The sequence below is a fragment of the Fimbriimonas sp. LA-C6 genome (genome assembly GCF_055398105.1).
The window spans coordinates 1,131,701-1,151,766 of record NZ_AP038796.1 but is presented as its reverse complement, the minus strand read 5'-3'; the positions used below and the strand labels follow the sequence as shown (position 1 = coordinate 1,151,766).

The window sequence follows — 20,066 nt, the reverse complement described above, 5'->3', positions numbered from 1 at the left end:
GCCACTATGAGCCAGCTTAGTTCGATCATCAATGCGATCCCCAAAGCGGAAAAGCTGTTTGCAGAATTTCCGCTGGAATCGATGATGACTAAGCTGGTTCCAGGAATGACTTCTAGCACCCCAAGAGCTTCTGAACTCGTTTCAGCGATAGTGAGCTCAACAGTCTCCCAAGAAATTGCAGCAGGCTTCTGGCTGTATGTGGATGATCTCCAAAGAGCTCATGAGATTGTTCAAGACATGAACTCTCCTCTTGCAGGAGCCTGGCACGCGGTCATACACCGACGAGAAGGGGATTTCTGGAACAGCAAATATTGGTGGAGGAACGCCGGTGTCCCAAATGAGATTCGACACATCGAACCAGTTAAGCTGGTAGAAGCCGTCGAAGCCCTTCAAGGTGGCGATTCAGCCGATCTTGTCAAAATCCAGCAAGCAGAGTGGCTCGCTCTCATGGAGTTGGCAACTCGAAAGACTCTTAATGCGTCAGGATATGTGCAATGAACAGCCCAATCTTCTTCACCATCATCGTTTTCCTGATGCTGTTCATCTTCCTCTTTGTGGTTGGCGGCATTATCTACGCAATCATCAAGTCGTCCCGTGAAGACCGTGCGGCTCAACAGAATCCTAACGCGCCGAAAGGGCCAAACCCTGGCATGCGCAACGTAGGAAGAGAGAACTCCCAGTCAGAAAAGCCTCAAACGAATAACTCATGAGCAGCCTCGCAGCCCCCGCATTAGATATCGACCGCATCCGAAAAGACTTTCCCATCCTTAGCTTGGATGTCAAAGGAAAGCCGCTGGTGTACCTGGATAATGGCGCTACGTCCCAGAAACCCCAGGCGGTGATCGATGCGTTGGATACCTATTGGGCGGAGCAGAACGCAAACATTCACAGAGGTGTTCACTACCTAAGCCAATTGTCGACCCGGCTCTACGACGAAGCGCGCGTCAAAGTCCAACATCTCCTCAAGGCACAACATGCGTGCGAAGTCATTTTTACCAAAGGCTGCACAGAGAGCATCAACCTCGTAGCCTCAAGTCTGTTCTTTGCCGGACATTTCGAGCCAGGTGATGAGATCCTGGTCAGCACGATGGAGCACCACTCGAACATCGTGCCATGGCAGTTTGTTGCCGAGAGGGCAGGCGCTACTGTGATCCCGATTCCAGTCACAGATAGAGGCGAGATCGATTTGGACGCATACGCTACATTGCTCAATTCGGGCAAGGTTAGGGTGGTTGCGATTGTCCACGTCTCAAACGCACTTGGTACGATCAACCCTATCAAGAAGATGGCCGAGCTGGCCCATCAACACGGTGCATTAGTGATGGTGGACGGTGCTCAAGCTGGCCCCCACCTTCGCATCGACGTGCAAGAGCTTGACGCAGATTTCTACTCTCTCAGCTGCCACAAGATGTATGCGCCCACCGGCGTCGGTGTGTTGTACGGCAAGAAGCGACACCTGGAATCGATGCCCCCATACCAAGGCGGTGGAGACATGATTCGAACGGTAAGCTTCGAGGGAACCACCTACGCGGCGCTCCCGGCCAAGTTCGAAGCTGGAACTCCCAACATTGCCGGAGTCATCGGTCTCGGTGCAGCTATTGACTATATTTCAGGCCTCGGACATCAGCTAGATGCGTCCTCTGAAGATCCACTAGAAACCGCCTTTGGATGGATCCAAGCCCGGGAAAAGGACCTCACCGACTACGGCACAAACCTTTTGTTGGAAATTGAAGGTCTCAAGCTGTCGGGAACAGCTCCTGAGAAGGCGGGCATCCTGGCTTTCACACTAGACGGAGCTCACCCACACGATATTGGCACCATTCTTGACGCAGATGCCGTAGCAGTAAGAGCAGGACACCACTGCTGCATGCCTCTCATGAAACGGTACGGACTCCCAGCAACCGTAAGAGCTTCCGTAGCGTTCTATAACACGCGAAGTGAGATCGAGCAGCTTGCTTCCAGCGTAAGAAAGGTAAGGGAACTGTTCGCGTGATAAAACTGAGATTGCCAGGAGAAGTAAAACGATGTCGCTAGATTTACGCGAACTCTATCAAGAGGTCATCCTTGACCACAACAAGCGCCCTCGTAACAAAGGTCGAATTGAGAACGCCACGAGTCACGCGGAAGGATATAACCCTCTCTGCGGCGACCAATTCGAAGTCACGCTGGTCACCGACAACAACATCGTGACCGACATCGCCTTCGAAGGACATGGCTGCGCCATCTCAACAGCGAGCGCTTCGCTAATGACAGAGGCTGTAAAAGGAAAGACGATCGAGGAAGCCGAGCGGATTTTCCGCGAATTCCAGAACATCGTAACCCACCCCGGGGAACTGCCTGAGCACGAAGACCTTGGGGATCTAGAAGTCCTTGCCGGCGTCCGCGACTACCCGGTTCGCATCAAATGCGCGACTCTGCCCTGGCACACGCTTCACGCAGCACTCGTCGGCGAAGAGAAAATCAGCACGGAGTCCTGATGCCAAAGCCAATCGATATGGAAACACCGGAAGTAAGAAAACTGTCGACCATCGAGAAATCTCTGTTCGAGAATGAAGTCGTCGAGCAGCTTCGCACTGTGTACGACCCAGAACTTCCCGTGAATATTTATGACCTCGGCCTGATCTATGACATTCAAGTGGAAGACAACAAGGATGTCAAGATTCTGATGACGCTCACCTCACCGGCTTGCCCAGTTGCTGGGACCTTGCCCGGAGAAGTGGAGTGTGCAGTCCGCGCTACTCCCTCGATCGGGAATGTTTCGGTTGAATTGACTTGGGACCCTCCGTTTACAGTAGAGCGAATGAGTCAAGACATTCGTCTTATGCTTGGAATCGACTAATCACTCAGGTTTTACGCTTATGAAGTTTTCTGCACAAGAAGAATATGGCCTCCGCTGCCTCATTCAAATTGCGCGTCTTGGACCGGAAGGCAGCTTAACCATTCCGGAAATCTCCAAGTTGGAGGGTCTCAGTCAGACCCACGTCGCCAAACTGCTTATGATCCTCCGTAAAGAAGGATTCCTCGTCAGCACCCGCGGTCAACAAGGTGGCTATGCACTTGCTCGCCCCGCTGATCAGATTGTTGTCGGTCAGTTGCTTGCCGCGCTTGGTGGCAAATTGTACGATGCCGAATTCTGCGGACGTCATGGCGGACTCAACGATATTTGTACCCATGCTGTGGACTGTAGTGTTCGGTCCCTATGGCAGGTGGTGCAGACGGCAGTAGACAACGTCGTAGACCGTCTCACTCTTGCGGACCTGTTCCAAAAAGAGTCTGTCTCGAACGTGACGTTGTACGACAAACCCTACAGAACACCAATACTCAGTTAGTAGATCCTATGGAAACCACTTCACTCGACACATTCCCAGTCACCATCACCCCGGCGGCGGTTAACCAAGTGCGAAGGCTCATCGCCAAAGATGGTCGCGCAGACGTTTTCCTACGCTTAGGAGTGAAAGGAGGCGGATGCAGTGGGCTTGAGTACGTGATGACACTGGACACGAACCGAAAGCCAATCGATCTAGAAAGCCAGATCGACGGTGTTACCGTGGTGTGTGATGCCAAATCGGCCGTATATCTCAACGGCTCCACCTTCGATTTCAATGGCAACCTCTTGGGCGGAGGCTTTAAGTTCGATAACCCCAATGCAACTCGGAGCTGTGGGTGTGGCACAAGCTTCACACCCAAAACAAGCTAGCTGCGAGTGACTTCAAGTCCCTTGCCGCTCACTTCAAACCGGACGAAGCGCGCACCCGGGGCTGGGTTGACTACAGCTAGCGTCTCGCGAATCCGATGGGCAGCATCGGCGTCTTTTGCTAGAAGGAGGAGATAACCTCCTCCACCAGCTCCAAGTAGTTTGCCGCCCAAAATGTAGTCCTGAACAGAGTTCATCAGAATCTGCACGGAAGGCGGATTCGTCCCGGAGTCGAGCCTCTGATTCAAGTCCCAACTTGTCGCAATGGCGGCACCTAGCGCATCAAAGTCTTCCCGCTGGATCGCGTCCGCACAAGGAACAACATTCTCGTAGATCTCGCGGAGAATGGAAAGTCGAGTTCCCGAATTCAGGAACATCCCTCGCACAATTTCCCTTAGGACACTCGCCGCCATGCGTGTAATGCCTGTGTAGTACAGCAAAGCCATGCTATTCGCATTCGATGGCCCCAGCACCCTCTCGGGTAGCCAACGACAGGTTGGAGCCTGTTCGATTCCTGGAGTAGTCTCCAGGATCTTGAGACCGTGAATACATCCGCCAGCCTGATCCTGCCACCCGCCTCCGGTCGTCAAGATCTGCTCCAGTGCCAGTGTTCGCCGGAAGAGATCCGTATTCGTCCAATCAAGCCCGCAGAAGTCGTTCAATACGCCAAGGATGGTCGCTGCTAAAATGCTGCTCGTCCCAAGCCCAGACCCCTTCGGAACGGCCGCCAAAAGCGATATCTCTATTCCTCCACCAAACTCTTTCAGTGTCTGCTGAAGGGTGTTCCCACGTGCCCCAAAAGAAGGCGAAAAGCCACTCAGTGCCAAAGCGATCTTGGCAAGCGAAAACTCCGAGCCAGCCGCCGCGCTGGATTCCAGCCCGCCGTACTCCGTCACACGTTCCTCGGTGCCGAGATCGATGCTCCGCAGAACGAAGTGTGGCTCCGCAATCCTCCTGGCAAACACCTGCACTGGAGGTTGACCATTGATATCCACGGCCACGTTCAGCACTCGTCCACCATGGAGCAGACAGTAAGGAGGCGTATCCGTCCAGCCTCCAGCCAAATCTAACCGCAACGGGCTTCGCCCCCAAACGATCTGCTGATCTTGAACCGTACTCTTGGGTTCTGCCCTGAGCGTGCTGGTATCCACCAGCATCTCTCGCAGTGCTTTGAACGCTTCCGCTTCCTGAGACTCCCAGCCATCCGAACCCTTGGCGCGAAGTCGAGCCGATTCAAACATGGCTCCATGCATCCGCTTGATCAGCGAAGGCTCCCGGGTCAAGTCCAGTTGCAGGTCGGTTTCCGCTGCCTGCTGCGCAGCCGCTTCCAGGTCTAAACGGTAGAACACACTCGTCGAGTGGTTCTGAAGCAGTGTCTGAAGGCTCGTAGCGCGCTGCTCAGACCGGTTTGTATAAATCTGCTCAATGTCGGTCCGAGACAGCAAATCCGAACCACTAACTTTCTCGCAACGCTCCCAAACTTCCTTGCCCGCTTTGCTCGGATCAAGCATCCACTCAAGGAGAATATTGATATCGCTATATTCATGAACGATAGGGAAGAGGGGTGCCTTCTGAATGTCGATTTCAGCGTCAGGAATCGGCAAATTTCTATCAGAGAACCATTCCGAAGCAGGGCTGCCCATCCATAGGGTGGTGGCGTCTCCCAAAGCTCCACTGAATTTGTCGTCGAAGCCATACACGCGAACGCATGTCCCCCCACCCAGTACAGGGGCCATATCGACACAGATGCCCTCAGGCAGTGACACACCTGATATCCCTTTAGCTCCGGTGACCACGTTGTCGCCACCGAAGCTCCAACCATGGACATCGGAGTTCTCCACCCATTCGAGATTCCCTGTTTTGAAAGGAGGTGGCCCATCAAAGTGAGCGTTCTGAACGTGCTGCCCCTGCTTGCGTCTCGCGATCGTGATAAACCCAAGCGGATCCTGTGCCTGAGACTGATCATGGAGTTGAGTCACTCCATCAATCATCTGGCGAGACGTTCCAAAATGGACAAAGCTGCCATCACACGGTACGACCTTACTGGAGAGGTTGGAGAGCACTTCATCGGGCTCCGTTGGGTTCGCACCCATCGCTAAACCAAAGCCTGAGTAAAGCTCGTAGCTTCCGGGCGTATTCCCCTTAAACGCCTGAGCAGCATCATCCCAACCGCACTGCTCCATCAACAACATGGCGGCGTCTTCACTCAGCATCCAGACACCAATGTCTAGGAGGAAGTCGTGGGTTTGGTACAGCGTAGCCGTGATTTCGGGGGAAGGCTTCTGACGAAAGAAATCGAGCACGTCCGGTCTGGTGCGGTCCTGGAAGAAAACACCAAAGTGGCTGACTTCCTCCTCCGTGCCAGTCATACCCAGCGAGACCACATCGCCGACAGGGATGTGAGGAATCTTCCGAAGGCGGATCATCACGTCACCGGCAGTCACCATCACGCGAAGCTGAGACGGTGCACGAGACATGATCCTCTCGTACTCCGAAATCTGAAGATCCAGCAGGGTCTGGTCTAACTTTTGCCCAACCGAACCACGAAGAACAGGCATAGGCATGAGCGCCTTTCCAACCGTCGCATAGGCTGGCAGCCGTCGGCTTTGCCCACCGGAGTGAACAATGATCTTCTGACTATCTCGGAGCCATTCGCGGAAACTTAAGCTAGCACCGGTTCTGCGCCAAGAGTCGGCCAGAAGGTGCGCTGTCCCCCCACCCGAGCCGATGGGGCCACTTGGGTCGCTACTCGCAACCCAAGTGGGTTCGGGCTTATTCTCCAGCCTCGCAAAGTGCGGGGACATCGCAAGGGGCAGAGAAACAAGCCGCTGGACATTCATATGTCTAGAGACTGTATCCGTTCCTGATAACGGTTTGCAAATGTGGTATCAGCTCATCACAACATGGATGGCATCAATCACTTGCTGAACGTCAGGCAGAGCAGCGTATTCATAGATTGGGTTGTAGCCAATATGAACATCCTCGCGGGTAACCAGCTGTGGAGGAGAAAGGAATAGGTTCCATCGCTCTGGGACGCTGGTGATCTCCGCAACGAGCGTCTGACCAAATCCACAGGTGCGATTGTCCTCGTGAACCACCACAAGCCGCCCTGTCTTTTCGAGCGACTTGACGATGGTGTCGTAGTCACAAGGGACAATCGATCGAAGATCAATAATCTCCACGCTCGAACCGCACGCGGCAGCTGCTTCGTGAGCAAGCTCAAGTGTGTTTCCGTAAGTGACCAGAGTGACATCCGATCCCCCTTGCACAACCTTCGCCTTACCAAATGGCACCGGCTCGGCAGAAGCGACATCCATCTGCTTGCGGAAGATGTGCTTCGGTATGAGTACAAAACAGGGATCCTCACTGTGAATAGCAGTCCACAGCAGACCAGCAGCATCCTCGGGAGTAGACGGAATCGCCACCTTGATGCCGGGAGTGTGAGCCAAATACGACTCGTTACTCTGGCTATGCCATAGAGATCCACCGGGTAGGTATGCGCCATAGGGAGCGTAGATCACGCAAGGACAAGCCCAATCCCCGTTCGAGCGCCATCGGAGCGTCGACATATTGGTAGTGATCTGGTTCCAACCTGGAGCCATGAAGTCGACGAACTGGAGCTCGAACACAGGCTTCCAGCCGTAAGCTGCAACTCCAACGGCTGCACCCATAATGGTGGCCTCCGCCAACGGAGCGTTGAAAACTTGTTTGGGGAAGCTCTCGCTAAGCCCTTTGGTGATGCCAAAAACGCCACCCTTGGGGTCCTCAATATCTTCACCGAAGAACACGATCTTAGGGTCACTTTCCAACGCCTTCCGGAAAGTAGTGTTGATGGCACTGACCATCGTCGTACGCGTTCCTGCCTGGATCGGAGGGGCTTCCGCTGTGATCTCGGGTCCGAAGCTGTGATCGAGAACTTCTGAGGCGAGCGGGTCTTGCTCCTTCTCAGCCTTCAAGTAGTCAGCATCAACGAGCTTAAATACTTCTTGGGTGAGTTCCTCAAACAGCTCATCGGTGAGTTCGCCACTCTCTTTGAGTTCTGCAAAGAGTAACTTGATCGGATCTCGAGCATCCATCGCGGCGATATCTTCGAGGGGCCGATAGACGCGGTGGTCATCGCTGGAAGTGTGCGAGGAGAGTCGATCAATATCCGCCCAAATGATGGTTGGGCCTTGGCCGCTTCTTGCCTTAGTAACGGCGTCTTGCATGGCCTGGTAGACGTTAAGCCCGCTTCGGCCATCGATCTTAACGACATGCTCTTCGCTAAAAACGCCAAGATGGAAAGGAAGAAACTTCTCGGTGGGTGTGGAAATGCCGTATTTGTTGTCCTCCACTAGGAACACAACGGGAAGGTTCTCCTGGAGAGCGAAAGCAACAGCTTCAAAGAACTCGCCTTGCCGACTCGCAGCATCTCCGATGCTTGCAAGACAAACACTGTCAGTGCCATCCATCTTCATGGCCCACGCAGTGCCACATGCGGGAAGGAGAGAGCCTCCTGTTGGGGTGCAAACACTGAACACATTCAGTTCGCGGCTTGAATAGTGACCTGGCATCTGACGGCCTGCAGAACTGGAGGTCCGTTTGGCAAAATATGCGACTGCCAGTTCGTAGTTGCTCATCCCGCGAGCCAGCATAAGAGCTCGGTCTCGGTAATAAGGAAAAACGTAGTCGTCTGGTCTCAGCAGCAACGCTGCTGCTGCTAGCGCCTCGTGACCCATTCCACTGACTTGGAACCAGCCCTTACTTTGGCGTAACAGGATGCCTTCTCTGCGATCACCTTCGCGACTGAGAAGCATCAATTTTAGGAAATCGAGCTTGTTTAAAGCTTTATTGGCTGGTATTGCAGACATCGTTGGAGCTCCGAACTTTCTTCGTTGAAAGGCTCGGCACGTGCGCCGGCCGGGCTATCAAGTATATCCGGCAGGTCATTTAACTTGTTCGACGGTTTCCGTTATCACTTGAGACGGATGATCTCTCCATTGATCGAAATCGCGAGGATTTCACCTTTAACTCCGTCCTTTTTGGGATCTCCATGAGCGTTGCGAGTGGTGGATTTACTTTCAAAAATCAAGACTGTCTTCGAGTCTTTTAAGTCACCCTTATATTTGCCAGCAGCGGCATCGTTCATCGCGTATCCAAACTGACCTGGATTCTTTAACAGATCGGGTCGAATGAGTTTCTTTACGGCTTCTTCTTTCGGGAGATCAGCCGCCGGAAGTCGCTTTTCAATGGTGTCCATCCATTTGGCAGCCTCCGGGAATTGCCCTTCTGAATCGTGGTGCAACATCATGGCCACGTACAGAGCCTTCAGATTCTGCTCACTATTCACCGCCGAGTAGTCACGTGGTTTCGTCTCAGACACAAGTGCAGAGATCGTCCCATTGCCCCATAGGTCTCGAATCGCTTTGCCAGCAGGCGTCAAATAAACGAATCCCACACCAATGGCGATGACAACCAAACATCCAATTCCTACCTTCTTTAACCTGCGGCGACCGGCCATGGAAAGATTGTAGACTCTCCATTGTGGTTCCCGAACGAATTCCGCTGATTCTAAGTCCAACGCCTCTCCATCGACTTGACAGGCTGTCCGAAGAGTTGGGCGTCGATTTGTGGATCAAGCGAGACGATCTGACCGGATTCGCGCTCGGCGGCAACAAGGGTCGGAAGCTCGAATATCTCATGGCAGCGGCCGTGCAGATGAATGCGGACGTGGTGGTTACGTGTGGATCCATCCAATCAAATTTCGTGCGCCAGTTGGGCGGCGCATGCTCCAAACTCAAAATGCGATGCGTCGCAGCGGTCATGGACCTCCCATATGAGTTCGAACCCCCGACCGCTCCACGTTTAAGTTGCACGGGCGGCAACGCGGTCCTCGATCGCTTGCTAGGCGTGGAACTCAATGTCTTTCCCGATGCGACTTGGGAGGAGTTGTATGCAATGGCTGAGAACCTGGCTGCTGACCTTGAAGCGCAAGGCAAGGTCGTCTATCGCATTCCCATCGGAGGATCCTCGCCGCTAGGAGCCTTCGCGTTCAAGAAAGCCGCAGAAGAGCTTCAGGAGCAGGCCGCTCCTTTTGACTGGATTCTTACGGCAAGCTCCAGTGGAAGCACCCAAACAGGCTTGACCTACGCACTGCGAGACTCTGAGACGAAGGTGATTGGCATCGCTTCGGATCCCGAACCGGAGATCGTAGAAGACTTTGCAGAGCTCGGGACCCAACTCACCGAACTTCTCGGAGATCCCCGTTCCATGACGCCCGATGAGTTCCATCTCAACATCGACTTTGTCGGGCCAGGCTATGGAGTTCCCAGCGCAGAAGGTGATGCAGCAATCGCCCGGCTGGCCCAAGCTGAAGGTATTTTCTTGGATCCAATCTATTCCGGAAAGGCCTTCGCAGCTCTGCTTTCTCTGGTTGAATCCAATCAAATTTCTGGACGAGTTCTGTTCTGGCACACCGGCGGTGTTCCCACCTTGTTTGCAAGAGAGTGACTAAGCGCGCATGGCAATCTTTCGGAGTTCACTTTCGGCCATCACAGAGGCAAGCATGAAAACGCGTTCGCCATTACTCCAGACCACGAGGTGCTTGGGACCTTTCGAACAACAATGGAAGACTCGCCCATCTACCTCCATTCTTGCCAAACCCTCTAACGAGATCTGCCCCTTCCTAGCCTGATAGAGAATGACGTCCTGACCGTCCATCTCATACACGAGAGCGACCACATGAACACCCGACAGACAAGCTTCCTTTGCACAAATCAACTTGCCAATGGCAACGTTGTCCCCAGGAACCTTAACATTAAATCCCGCAAGCTTCCCCAGACTAGAAAGATCTTTCAGTTCGTCGGGGCGATGAGTGTGTGTCACGTTGGTCGCCAACACGAGTTGTGGGTTCAAAAGCTGCTCGCTCTCATTAATTGGCACTGGCCCCGAGCGCAAAAGCATCCAAGACAAGACGAGCACCCCAACGGAAGCTGCCAAAGCATAGGATTTCCACGTGAACCACTGGCGGGCTGGGCGACACTCATGAGAAAGGCTCAATCGGAGCCGCTCACACATTTGAGGGGGAGCAGTGAGGTCGGTCGAAATGGCACGCCCGATCATCGAAATGTCTCTTCGAGTCTGGATGGCAAACGCCGCACATTGGTCGCACTCAGAAAGGTGCTTCTCCACGGTCTGATCTGTCTTCAGGTCCAATTCACCTAACACATGGGCAATCAGGTGCTGTCTTACTTCGTGACACATCATGGTTCGATCACCCCGGCATCAAGCTTGAGGAACTTTTGCATCCTCTCAAGGCCCTTGGTCACCCGGAACGCAACGGTTGGCAATTTTATTCCAGTCTGTTCAGAAATTTCTCTGAAAGAGTTTCCTAAAACAAATCGCATGACGATGAGCAACCGGGTGTTCTCATCCAGTCGCCCCAATGCGTCAAGAATGTCTTGTCTTTCCGACCGCGCAAACGCCTGAGACTCAGGGGTGTCTGTGTGGAAAAGCTCATGGTGATCCTCTTCCAGTGGCTGCTCCAAAAGGTTCTGCCGCTTGAGGGTCTTGGCATAGTTGAGACAGACATTGGAAGCCACCCGCATAAGCCAGGGCAGGAAAGGACGTTGAGTGTCAAATCGGTTGATCTGCCGATAAGCCCGGATCATGCAGTCTTGGCAAAGGTCCTCTGCCTGTTCCACCGAACCAGCAAACCGGTACACGACCCGATAAAGCTGATTCTGGTAACGATGAATCAACTCAACGAAGGCTTCCGAGTCACCTTTCTGGGCTTTTCGGGCGAGGTCCTGGTCGGTCATTCCTGCACGTAACTCTATGCTACTACGGTGAACTTGGCCACTGGATGGCAATCCAAAACCGCCGTCGTTCACTAGGTACAACGTCCTCTTATACAATTGCGTGGTCGCTTTTTCTAACAGGTTGATCCAATGTTCAAATGCTTTTGGATGCTTCGAACTTAAGTTCTCGTATAATCGGGGCATGCTTGACCAATCGAACGATCCAATCCAGACGCGTCTCTATGATGCGGATGAGCAAAAACGGATCCTGGAATTGGCAATGCGGTTGCAAGAGCAAAGCGGCGGTAAGGCGTCACTTGGCGACCTTGAAAACGTGGCAGCAGAGATGGGCGTCTCTCCAGAGTATGTGCGTCGAGCCGCTGGTCAATTGTCTGCACCCACTAATGCGCAGGTTGGGCGATTATCTTCCGGTCAGCGAGTTGCTGCTTCAGTGACTGCCGTTTGTGCGGTTCTGGTGTTTGCCATTAACCAGTACTATGTAATGTCTCATTACTTCGAAGTCAGTCTGTTCTCAAGAACTTCTCTGCTTGTAATCATATTGAGCGCAATCTTCTACAGAAGCACTCGGTTCAAAATCGCCGGTTATGCGGCGATCTTGTCATCAACTGTGGGCAGTTTATATGTGTATTACCTCACCGCTGGATTTGCACACGCCTACACATTTAATCGGCAGCTTCCGCCATCCAATACCTCCAAACTGGTCATCCTTGAACTAGTTCTCTACACTTTTGGAATTCTGATAGCATCGCTCGTCCACAAGATCGCCACGGAAAGCGAAGCAAAGCCTTCTGCAGGTCTCGATCTTCAGTAACAACTACTGAAGACCGAGTTCTTCCGCTACTTGGGATCCAACGGGAAGTCCTTCACGAGCACCCGATGATGATGGGAATAGCTTAGTCCGATTCGCGAGATCTTGCCTGGATTCACGTTAGTTGTTATTCGCAAGACATTTGAAATCTCGGTCTTGTATGCGTAGCACGATGCCTGGAAGTATTTTCGTGGTCCCATGTAATTCTCTTGCTGTTGCTTCTGCGAAAGTTTGACTGGATTTCCTTTGCCGTCCACATAGGAGAGCACTGGCTGAGTAAGCGAAGCGCTGTATTCTAGTTTCGGGTTGAAGTTCTTTTCGAACTTGAGCTCAATCTGCCAATTTTGGAGACTCTCTCCAAAAGGTATGTACGTTCGGGAATTATCTTTTTGCAACCGAATACTCTCCACTTTGCCCTTGAGGCCGTTAAGATTGACCACTTCACCTACCTTGCAGTCGAACTGCTCTGGAACAGAACTCGGACTTACGTGGTCAAAAATGAGAGCACCTTGGGTGTCCGTCTTTTCACCCGTGTAGCGATACCATCTAAGTCCAACACCATCGGAAGTTTGCGAACGAACCTGACCAGCTTCTGAGAGATAGGTTCCCGCTGTGGTCGTAACTCCTTGGAATCGGTAGGAGTTAGGTTTAAAGTTGTTATCAGGTGCGCGGACTACGACGTATCGGTTCTTCTTTCCGAACCGAAAACCAACATCGCTTGAGTTTTGAATAATGTAGTAGGCCTTCACCTGCTCAGCAATAGAGGCAATCTCACTGCCGTCGGTGTCCCAGCAACGTACGTCTGAGACACCGACATCACACACTCCTACAATATCGACCTTAGTTGAATCAGGAAGAGAATAACCCTTCGTCGCAACCTCGTCTGGTTCGGTCGTAAGAGTCTGTCTGGCTGCAATTCCTGTTACAACTGGCAAAAATGCTACAAGAACGAGGTAAGTCTTCATCACATAACAGACGTTTGTCACTCTCTAGGGAGTTTGCTTATTTACATCTCTGGCTTCGCGCTCGTCTAAACTGGATAGAGGAAGACTACGTAATGCCAGAAGAAATCGAGATCGAAACGAAGGAATTGCAGGAAGCAATTCAAGAGATGCACGCGGAGCGAGATGAGCATCATCGGGAAGAGAAACAGAACGCATGGACCAAGTACGTCGCTCTTTCAACAGCGATCTTGGCCGTGTTTGCGGCTGTTGGCGCAATGCAGTCGGGTGCCTTAGTGAACGAAGCGATGATGAAGCAGTTACGGGCTTCAGATACTTGGAACGAATATCAAGGCTCGAAAGTTAAGTTTCACCTCTACAAACTCCGTGTCGACGAAATAGCTCCTGGTTCTCCTCATCAAGCGGAATACACCAAAGAAGTAGCTAAACAGACGGAGAAGTCCGGTGACCTCAGTAAAGAGGCGAAAAAGCTGGAGCATGAATCCGAAGAACTGATGCACAAACATCACAAGTTCGCTTATGCTGTCGCGCTTGTCCAAGTCTCCATCGCCCTGGGTGCCGTCGCAGCAATTGCTCGTCAAAAGCTTGTTTGGTTAGCCAGCATTCTCATTGGCTTGGCCAGCATGTACTTCTTTCTTTCCGGGTTTCTAAGCTAGTTTTTTTCGTGATCTGAAACAAAAACTCGTGATTCTCCAAAAAGTTGCTTTAAAATAGGTCCCTTAACACAGGCATCTTCTCGCAACGGAGCGAGTGAGCTTCAACTTGGAGGAATTCCGTTGGGAAGAAAGCTAGCTCTCGTAGTGTCGATGATCGGCATGACATGTTCGGCCCTTGCACAAGGACCAGACAAATCCGCAGTTAATCCAGCCGATAGCGCTTGGATGATCGTTGCGACTGCACTCGTTCTCCTCATGACCCCAGCCTTGGCGCTGTTCTACGGTGGCATGGTTCACCGAAAGAACGTGCTCAACACCATGCTCATGAGCTTCCTCATGATGGGTGTGATCAGCATCCTGTGGGTGATGGTCGGATACTCGCTTGCCTTCGGGCCATCCAAAGGTTTCATAGGTGACTTCAGCTACCTATTTGGAAACAACATCTCGTTCACCAAGCCCTATGCGACCTTAACGATCTCAGCCGCGCTCTTCATGATGTTCCAGATGAAGTTCGCAATCATCACTCCCGCGCTCATATCGGGAGCGATTGCGGAGCGAGTGAAGTTCGGCGGTTACGTCCTCTTCATGATCCTATGGTCACTGCTCATTTACTCGCCGATCGCCTGCTGGGTCTGGAATGCAGATGGGTGGCTCTGCAAGCTGGGCGCACTCGACTTTGCGGGTGGAACCGTTGTCCACGTAGCAAGTGGCGTTTCAGCATTGGCTCTCTGCATCGTCACAGGTCGGCGAAAGTCCTCAACTCCGCCACCGAACAACATCACGCTGACACTTCTCGGAGCAGGACTTCTCTGGTTCGGTTGGTTCGGATTCAACGCAGGGTCAGCCTACGCAATCAACGAGGTTGCTGTAAGCGCCTTAACCACGACGCACCTTGCAGCCGCGGCAGGAATGGTTACTTGGCTTCTCGCAGAGAAGATCAAGACCGGGCGTGTAACCGCAATCGGCGGCGCATCGGGTCTAGTTGCGGGGTTAGTCGCGATCACCCCAGCCGCTGGCTACGTTGGCATCATGTCGTCCATCTGGATGGGCTGCATTGCCGGAGTCATCTGCTTCATGGCAATCGACTGGAAGCATAAGCTCGGCTATGACGATGCCCTCGACGTGGTCGGTGTCCACGGCGTCGGCGGATTCTGTGGAGCCATCCTAACCGGTGTGTTTGCAGACATCACGATCAACAATGCAGCCACTGGCCCAGCGCTGGAGCATGGGCGTATGTCCCTGGTCTTGAAGCAAGTGGCTGCTGTGAGCGCAGTTGCCGTGTTTGCCTTTGTAGGTTCGCTTCTCCTTGGCAAGCTCATCAACGCCGTCATGGGCTTACGAGTTCACGAAGACGATGAGCATCGAGGTCTCGACAGTTCGCTTCACGGAGAATCCGGCTATGCCCTGGATGAAGCCTATGCGGACTCCAACGAGGAAGCCCCTCGTGATCTCGCGGGATTGTACTAATCAACGAAGCCAGGCTCACGCTCTCTAGACTACGTCTAGAGAGCGTGAGCCTGTTCACACCTTCGCATCTCCGTTTGTAACGAAATCTGAAACAATTAACAAAAAACTAACGATATTAGTTGGATATACGTCGAATGTGATGTAAAGTCTTTTCCCCACTCACTCAGTGTTGTGCGAGCAGGGACCGGCGGTGTTGCCATTGTTAGGTGCACCCGCATGTACGAAGTTCAGAGAAACGGAAAAACGATCCTAGAGTCCGATGCCTGTGGCATTGGCTTTGTTGCAACCAGAAAGGGCGTAGCCGAACGACGTGTTGTTGAATTGGGACTTGAACTCACTCGTGAGTTCGACCACCGTGGCGCTCCAGGCCACGGAGCAGGCGTTCAGCTCGATATCCCTTGGGCTCTCCTCATCGATCGTTTCCCGCGTCACATTCGAGCAATCGCTCAGCGAGACGTCGCTCTCGGAATGTTCTTCATGCCTTTCGAAGCAGTTGCCCGAGCCGAGTGCGTCGAGAGGGTCGAGGCCCTTGCACACTCCGCAGGTGCCGACGTTCTTCAGTGGGCAGACGTCCCCATCGACCCACGAGCTCTACCTGAAGGTTCCCCTGCACTCCGAACCCTTCCTGTCGTTCGCCAGGCTCTCTTCAAGAGACCTGATGGACTGAGCGAGGCCGGTTGGTTTGCTTGCCGATACTTGCTTCGTCTGGCACTCGACTCCGAGCTGAGCCGCAGCTTTGGCGATAGCTTCTCGCTGGTAAGCCTCTCGAACAGAACAGTAGTCTACAAAGGCCTCGCCGAGCTTTCTAAGATTGACAAGCTCTATCCAGACCTGGCAGACGACTGCGTTGCATCACGATTTCTTCTATTCCACAGCCGATACTGCACCAACACCTCCACCGCTTGGAAGCGCGCTCAGCCGTTCTGGGCGTTGGCACACAACGGGGAGATCACGACCATCCGAGGAAACGTCGCATGGATGGAGGCTATTGGCAAGGATCTCCTGGCCAGCCTAGCAGAGCAGTTCCCACAACTGTCGAAGGTTGCCGAGAAGGTCAAGACCGTCATATGTACCGGGGGCTCGGATACTGCCAACCTCGACGACATGGCGATTGCGTTGATGGCTGGCGGTATGACGATGCCCCAATCGATTTTGGCCCTCATGCCAGAGAGTCGTGACGGACGTGCGCAGCACGACGGCCTCGATGCTTTCTACCAGAAAATGGGTGTCCACTTGGGTGGATGCGATGGTCCAGCGGCTGTCGTTTGCTGCGATGGCGACGATGCGGTTGCTCACCTCGACCGAAACGGACTGCGACCTCTATGGGTCTGGGCAGACGATGAAATCGTCTTTGCAGGTAGCGAGCTAACCGAGCCAATGACCCGCAGCGTTCCGAAGATTCAGCGATGTCTCGGACCAGGAGATACCTTCGTGGTGCGAATGAATACGGGCGGACTCTTGTTTGATGACGAGTGTTCCAGCCTCGTTGCCCTCGAAGCGTCCGACGTTCCAGCCTTCAAGACCATCGGCGAGGCAGCGGTTGAAGATATCCAAGACATTCTCGCTGTCCAGAAAGCTCTTGGGATGACAAAGGAAGATGTCGAAGTCATTCTTGAGCCGCTGATCAAGACTGGTAAGCCAGCACTTGGTTCGATGGGAGACGACACACCTCCGTCTGCACTCCTTGACGAAATGCCTCGGCGTCTCGAAGACTATTTCGCCCTACGGTTTGCTCAGGAGACCAGCCCAGCGATCGACCCGATTCGCGATGAATGGGTATTCGACCAAGGCGGTTGGCTTGGAGACCGTGGTGGCCTTTGGGGAACCTCTGGCAAGTCTCTGTACAAACTGAAGAACCGAGTTCTTTCCCAGGCCGAACTTGCTTGGATTAAGCAACAGCCGCAGGTTCAAGTTGTGAGCTTGCAGGTCGATGCACAGACAGGCGGGGACACGACTTGGTTCGAAGAAGCGCTCGATAAGGTTGTCGAGTCGGCTATTGCCTTAGCTGATTCACAAGCTATTCTGGTCATCAGCGATAAGCAGCCGACAGCAGGGAAGATCACGCTCAGCATCCTCAGAGCGGTCTCAAGAATCCATTCTCAGCTGGCCCGCTCTGGACTCCGCCATCGAGTCGGTATCGTCGCCGAAGCGGGTGTTTGGGATATTCAGCAAACGGCACTTCTAGTCGCCATGGGTGCTGACGCCGTGCAGCCCTGGCTCGGGTCTCAAATCGCTCAGGAAGCAGAGAAGACCTACCTTAAGGGGCTTCGATCCGGTTTCTTAGAAGTGATGTCCATGGTCGGTGTCACCCCATCTGCTGCCTACTGTGGAGCGGCTTTGGTTGAGTCTATCGGCCTCGACCCACAGTTCGTCGCTCGTGAGTTTCCCAACGTACAGTGTCACTTGGGTGGAATCAATGAGGGCATCATTGACCAGGAATGGATCGCACTGCACCGAGCCGCTTTCCCTGAGTGCATCGAACTCGTAGATGCTGGTGAGTACCGACAAAGCCGAAACGGACGTCCACACTACAATGACGCCCAGGTCGTACGAGGTCTCCATCTAGCCACCGGCTACATGAAGAAGATTCACGGTGCTGCGCCAGGAACTTGGGAAGCCTATCAGATCTACAGCAACCTCGTTGCTGAGCGCCCTCCCATCACGGTCCTCGACTGTCTCAAGGTGAAAGAGCAGGAGCCGATTCCTCTGGATGAAGTTGAATCCGTGGAGAACATCCTGTGGCGATTTATGGCTCCTGGCATGAGCGAAGGAGCCCTTTCAGAACCTGCTCACCGAACTGTTGCCCGAGCTTTCAACACCATCTACCGCCTCGCACGCATCAAACTTTCGGCAGAAGGTCAGCCGTTGCCATATGGCATTGGGCCTGTTGCCAACAGTGGTGAAGGTGGGTTCGACAAGAAGCGCATCGGCACTCGTGACGGAAACAGAAGTGTTCAGTATGCGGGTGGACGATTTACGATCACTCCAGCAGTTGCAGCTTGCGCAGACGAAGCCGAAGTTAAATTCGCTCAGGGTGCTAAGCCCGGTAAAGGCGGACAGCTGCCTGGAAAGAAAGTCAACGAGCGTGTTGCCAACCAGCGCGGATGCGAGCCCGGCTACGAACTGGTCTCCCCTCCGATCAACCACAACCTTTACTCCATTGAGGACGTAAAGTTGATGGTTGAGAGCTGGCGCACCATTAACCCCAAGGTCAACTGTGCCCTCAAGTTTGTAGCGACACACGGTGTTGAAATGGTTGCTGTTGGAGGTGCCAATGCAGGTGCTAATAGGCTCCATATCAGCGATGGCGGTGGTGGTACTGGCGCGGCCAAGCGCGTGGACCAAAAGCATGCAGGTGTTCCGGCTGCGGCCGTTCTGCCAAGAGTTCAGGACATGCTGATCGAAGAAGGACTTCGGCAGCAGATTGAACTCAGTGTTGACGGAGGCGTTCAGGCTGGCGAACAGTTCCTGAAGCTTGTACTGCTTGGTGCAGACCGTGTTGGATTTGGTACGAGCGTGCTCATTGCCATGGGCTGTAGCATGCTCCGAAAATGCCACCTCGCAGGACCCGACCCTGCAGACCCAACCGGTAAGCGACGTCTCGGCTGCGCACCCGGTGTCGCAACCCAAGACCCTGCTCTTGTTGCCAACTTTAAAGGTGACAGCAAGCAGGTGGCAAAGTATTTCCTCTTCGTAGCTCGTGAGGTTCAGGAGCGCATGGCAGCCGCAGGTATCAGAAACCTTGCTGAGGTTGTCGGACGACGCGACTTGCTAGAGAAAAAGTCTGGATTGGAAGGCAAAGCTGCCTTGTTCGATGTGGACTCTCTGCTTGGCGTGCCCCCGTCCGACTGCCTTAAGCGGGTTCAACCAAAGGTTGACCTCCTGGACCACCACGAAGAAGAGGATGCCGCTCGATCTGCTCTTTCAGGTAGCAATGTTGTGAAAGAGCGAGTTCTGGGTCGCGACAATCGATGTCTGGGGTTAGCGGCCTCAGGAATCATTGCGCGAACCAAGGGCGATCTTGGTCTGACTAGTGGATCCTTGAGATTCAAAGACCAAGGTGCTGCTGGCCACTTCTACGCTGCCTACGCGGTGGATGGAATGGAGTTTGAGCTGGAAGGCGTGGCGGCGGACTCATGTTTCACCGCTTCCTATGGCGGAACACTCGTCATCAAACCTCAGCCAGGCGTCGAGGGCGCAACGCTCGTTGGAAACACCTTTGGGTACGGCGCTCGCGGCGGACGTGTGTTCATCGCCGGCAGGGCTGGTAATCGCTTCGGTATCTGCCTCCGCAAAAACCACGAAGGTGGCGGCCCTGAGATCGTGGTAGAAGGACTTGAAGCTAACGGCTGTCAGTATATGACTGGCGGTAAAGCCCTCATTCTTGGGTCCATAGGTCGAAACTTTGGTGCAGGTATGACCGGTGGTGTTGCATACATCTACGACCTACAAGATGGCCGACTCAATAGCAGCTATGTCCATGCGACAGACTTGGAAGAGCATGATGTCGAGTGGATTAAAGCAATGCTTACCGAGCACCACGAAAAGACGGGAAGCCCACTGGCAGCATGCATTTTGAAGAACTTCGATGCGAGCAACTTCTCGAAGGTGATCACGAAGCTACTGCCTGAAGCTTACGCCTGATAATAAAAAATGCCCCTCAAGCAATTGAGGGGCATT

General features: G+C 53.4%; 18 protein-coding genes. 12 read left to right on the top strand and 6 right to left on the bottom strand.

Translation table 11 applies throughout. The features are described from left to right. Nucleotides 1-6: 6 nt before the first annotated feature. Genes ACZ51B_RS05415 through ACZ51B_RS05385 form a run of 7 tightly spaced genes read left to right on the top strand, consistent with a single transcriptional unit; the run spans nt 7 to nt 3,697 of the window. Nucleotides 7-498: a hypothetical protein gene (locus ACZ51B_RS05415; protein ID WP_464296217.1), complete on the top strand. Its 492-nt coding sequence runs from the start codon at nt 7-9 to the stop codon at nt 496-498. Continuing rightward, complete coding sequence (locus ACZ51B_RS05410; protein WP_464296216.1) at nt 495-710, top strand: hypothetical protein; 216 nt, start codon at nt 495-497, stop codon at nt 708-710. Before ACZ51B_RS05415 ends, ACZ51B_RS05410 begins: the two co-directional genes overlap by 4 nt. Beyond that, nucleotides 707-1,993: an aminotransferase class V-fold PLP-dependent enzyme gene (locus tag ACZ51B_RS05405; RefSeq protein ID WP_464296215.1), complete on the top strand. Its 1,287-nt coding sequence runs from the start codon at nt 707-709 to the stop codon at nt 1,991-1,993. Before ACZ51B_RS05410 ends, ACZ51B_RS05405 begins: the two co-directional genes overlap by 4 nt. Nucleotides 1,994-2,024: 31 nt before the next feature. Continuing rightward, entirely contained in the window at nt 2,025-2,477 is a 453-nt protein-coding gene (sufU, locus tag ACZ51B_RS05400; protein ID WP_464296214.1) for a Fe-S cluster assembly sulfur transfer protein SufU, read from the top strand. Next, nucleotides 2,477-2,839 carry a DUF59 domain-containing protein gene (locus ACZ51B_RS05395; RefSeq protein WP_464296213.1) on the top strand — a complete coding sequence of 121 codons (363 nt, stop codon included), beginning with the start codon at nt 2,477-2,479 and terminating at the stop codon, nt 2,837-2,839. Before sufU ends, ACZ51B_RS05395 begins: the two co-directional genes overlap by 1 nt. A gap of 19 nt (nt 2,840-2,858) precedes the next feature. Continuing rightward, on the top strand, nt 2,859-3,329 hold the full coding sequence (locus ACZ51B_RS05390; RefSeq protein ID WP_464296212.1) for an RrF2 family transcriptional regulator: 471 nt from the start codon (nt 2,859-2,861) through the stop codon (nt 3,327-3,329). Nucleotides 3,330-3,337: 8 nt separating this feature from the next. Next, on the top strand, nt 3,338-3,697 hold the full coding sequence (locus ACZ51B_RS05385) for a HesB/IscA family protein (protein WP_464296211.1): 360 nt from the start codon (nt 3,338-3,340) through the stop codon (nt 3,695-3,697). Here ACZ51B_RS05385 and ACZ51B_RS05380 read toward each other — a convergent pair. From ACZ51B_RS05380 to ACZ51B_RS05370, 3 genes are all read right to left on the bottom strand, one after another. Further along, nucleotides 3,694-6,576: a bifunctional fucokinase/fucose-1-phosphate guanylyltransferase gene (locus tag ACZ51B_RS05380; RefSeq protein ID WP_464297171.1), complete on the bottom strand. Its 2,883-nt coding sequence runs from the start codon at nt 6,574-6,576 to the stop codon at nt 3,694-3,696. The two genes, ACZ51B_RS05385 and ACZ51B_RS05380, sit on opposite strands and share 4 nt — an antisense overlap. 6 nt (nt 6,577-6,582) lie before the next feature. Next, entirely contained in the window at nt 6,583-8,490 is a 1,908-nt protein-coding gene (locus ACZ51B_RS05375) for an alpha-ketoacid dehydrogenase subunit alpha/beta (RefSeq protein ID WP_464296210.1), read from the bottom strand. A gap of 158 nt (nt 8,491-8,648) precedes the next feature. After that, complete coding sequence (locus tag ACZ51B_RS05370) at nt 8,649-9,194, bottom strand: hypothetical protein (protein WP_464296209.1); 546 nt, start codon at nt 9,192-9,194, stop codon at nt 8,649-8,651. Between the two features lie 23 nt (nt 9,195-9,217). Here ACZ51B_RS05370 and ACZ51B_RS05365 point away from each other — a divergent pair, with 23 nt between their 5' ends. After that, a complete protein-coding gene (locus tag ACZ51B_RS05365; protein WP_464296208.1) occupies nt 9,218-10,183 on the top strand; it encodes a 1-aminocyclopropane-1-carboxylate deaminase/D-cysteine desulfhydrase in 966 nt (321 codons plus the stop codon). On the opposite strand, the gene ACZ51B_RS05360 is transcribed toward ACZ51B_RS05365, so the two are convergent. After that, nucleotides 10,184-10,939 carry an anti-sigma factor family protein gene (locus ACZ51B_RS05360; RefSeq protein WP_464296207.1) on the bottom strand — a complete coding sequence of 252 codons (756 nt, stop codon included), beginning with the start codon at nt 10,937-10,939 and terminating at the stop codon, nt 10,184-10,186. Beyond that, nucleotides 10,936-11,493, bottom strand: coding sequence for an RNA polymerase sigma factor (locus tag ACZ51B_RS05355; RefSeq protein WP_464296206.1), 558 nt, complete (start codon nt 11,491-11,493; stop codon nt 10,936-10,938). Before ACZ51B_RS05355 ends, ACZ51B_RS05360 begins: the two co-directional genes overlap by 4 nt. A 181-nt stretch (nt 11,494-11,674) precedes the next feature. Here ACZ51B_RS05355 and ACZ51B_RS05350 point away from each other — a divergent pair, with 181 nt between their 5' ends. Continuing rightward, entirely contained in the window at nt 11,675-12,304 is a 630-nt protein-coding gene (locus tag ACZ51B_RS05350; RefSeq protein WP_464296205.1) for a hypothetical protein, read from the top strand. A gap of 26 nt (nt 12,305-12,330) precedes the next feature. Here ACZ51B_RS05350 and ACZ51B_RS05345 read toward each other — a convergent pair whose 3' ends face one another. Next, complete coding sequence (locus ACZ51B_RS05345; protein WP_464296204.1) at nt 12,331-13,266, bottom strand: hypothetical protein; 936 nt, start codon at nt 13,264-13,266, stop codon at nt 12,331-12,333. Nucleotides 13,267-13,358: 92 nt separating this feature from the next. Here ACZ51B_RS05345 and ACZ51B_RS05340 point away from each other — a divergent pair, with 92 nt between their 5' ends. The 3 genes from ACZ51B_RS05340 to ACZ51B_RS05330 all read left to right on the top strand — a co-directional run bounded on the left by ACZ51B_RS05340 (nt 13,359) and on the right by ACZ51B_RS05330 (nt 20,030). Next, nucleotides 13,359-13,919, top strand: a complete 561-nt coding sequence (locus tag ACZ51B_RS05340) for a DUF4337 domain-containing protein (protein ID WP_464296203.1) — start codon at nt 13,359-13,361, stop codon at nt 13,917-13,919. Nucleotides 13,920-14,039: 120 nt separating this feature from the next. Then, a complete protein-coding gene (locus ACZ51B_RS05335; RefSeq protein ID WP_464296202.1) occupies nt 14,040-15,386 on the top strand; it encodes an ammonium transporter in 1,347 nt (448 codons plus the stop codon). A 216-nt stretch (nt 15,387-15,602) separates the two neighbouring features. Next, nucleotides 15,603-20,030 carry a glutamate synthase-related protein gene (locus ACZ51B_RS05330; protein ID WP_464296201.1) on the top strand — a complete coding sequence of 1,476 codons (4,428 nt, stop codon included), beginning with the start codon at nt 15,603-15,605 and terminating at the stop codon, nt 20,028-20,030. The last annotated feature ends 36 nt before the right edge of the window (nt 20,031-20,066 follow it).

What these genes read in the sequence shown, in the direction of transcription:
- ACZ51B_RS05415 (WP_464296217.1), top strand. Translation starts at nt 7, where the DNA reads ATGAGCCAGCTTAGTTCGATCATCAATGCGATCCCCAAAGCGGAAAAG.
- ACZ51B_RS05410 (WP_464296216.1), top strand. Translation starts at nt 495, where the DNA reads ATGAACAGCCCAATCTTCTTCACCATCATCGTTTTCCTGATGCTGTTC.
- ACZ51B_RS05405 (WP_464296215.1), top strand. Translation starts at nt 707, where the DNA reads ATGAGCAGCCTCGCAGCCCCCGCATTAGATATCGACCGCATCCGAAAA.
- sufU (WP_464296214.1), top strand. Translation starts at nt 2,025, where the DNA reads ATGTCGCTAGATTTACGCGAACTCTATCAAGAGGTCATCCTTGACCAC.
- ACZ51B_RS05395 (WP_464296213.1), top strand. Translation starts at nt 2,477, where the DNA reads ATGCCAAAGCCAATCGATATGGAAACACCGGAAGTAAGAAAACTGTCG.
- ACZ51B_RS05390 (WP_464296212.1), top strand. Translation starts at nt 2,859, where the DNA reads ATGAAGTTTTCTGCACAAGAAGAATATGGCCTCCGCTGCCTCATTCAA.
- ACZ51B_RS05385 (WP_464296211.1), top strand. Translation starts at nt 3,338, where the DNA reads ATGGAAACCACTTCACTCGACACATTCCCAGTCACCATCACCCCGGCG.
- ACZ51B_RS05375 (WP_464296210.1), bottom strand. Translation starts at nt 8,490, where the DNA reads ATGCTTCTCAGTCGCGAAGGTGATCGCAGAGAAGGCATCCTGTTACGC.
- ACZ51B_RS05370 (WP_464296209.1), bottom strand. Translation starts at nt 9,194, where the DNA reads ATGGCCGGTCGCCGCAGGTTAAAGAAGGTAGGAATTGGATGTTTGGTT.
- ACZ51B_RS05360 (WP_464296207.1), bottom strand. Translation starts at nt 10,939, where the DNA reads ATGATGTGTCACGAAGTAAGACAGCACCTGATTGCCCATGTGTTAGGT.
- ACZ51B_RS05355 (WP_464296206.1), bottom strand. Translation starts at nt 11,493, where the DNA reads ATGACCGACCAGGACCTCGCCCGAAAAGCCCAGAAAGGTGACTCGGAA.
- ACZ51B_RS05350 (WP_464296205.1), top strand. Translation starts at nt 11,675, where the DNA reads ATGCTTGACCAATCGAACGATCCAATCCAGACGCGTCTCTATGATGCG.
- ACZ51B_RS05345 (WP_464296204.1), bottom strand. Translation starts at nt 13,266, where the DNA reads ATGAAGACTTACCTCGTTCTTGTAGCATTTTTGCCAGTTGTAACAGGA.
- ACZ51B_RS05340 (WP_464296203.1), top strand. Translation starts at nt 13,359, where the DNA reads ATGCCAGAAGAAATCGAGATCGAAACGAAGGAATTGCAGGAAGCAATT.
- ACZ51B_RS05330 (WP_464296201.1), top strand. Translation starts at nt 15,603, where the DNA reads ATGTACGAAGTTCAGAGAAACGGAAAAACGATCCTAGAGTCCGATGCC.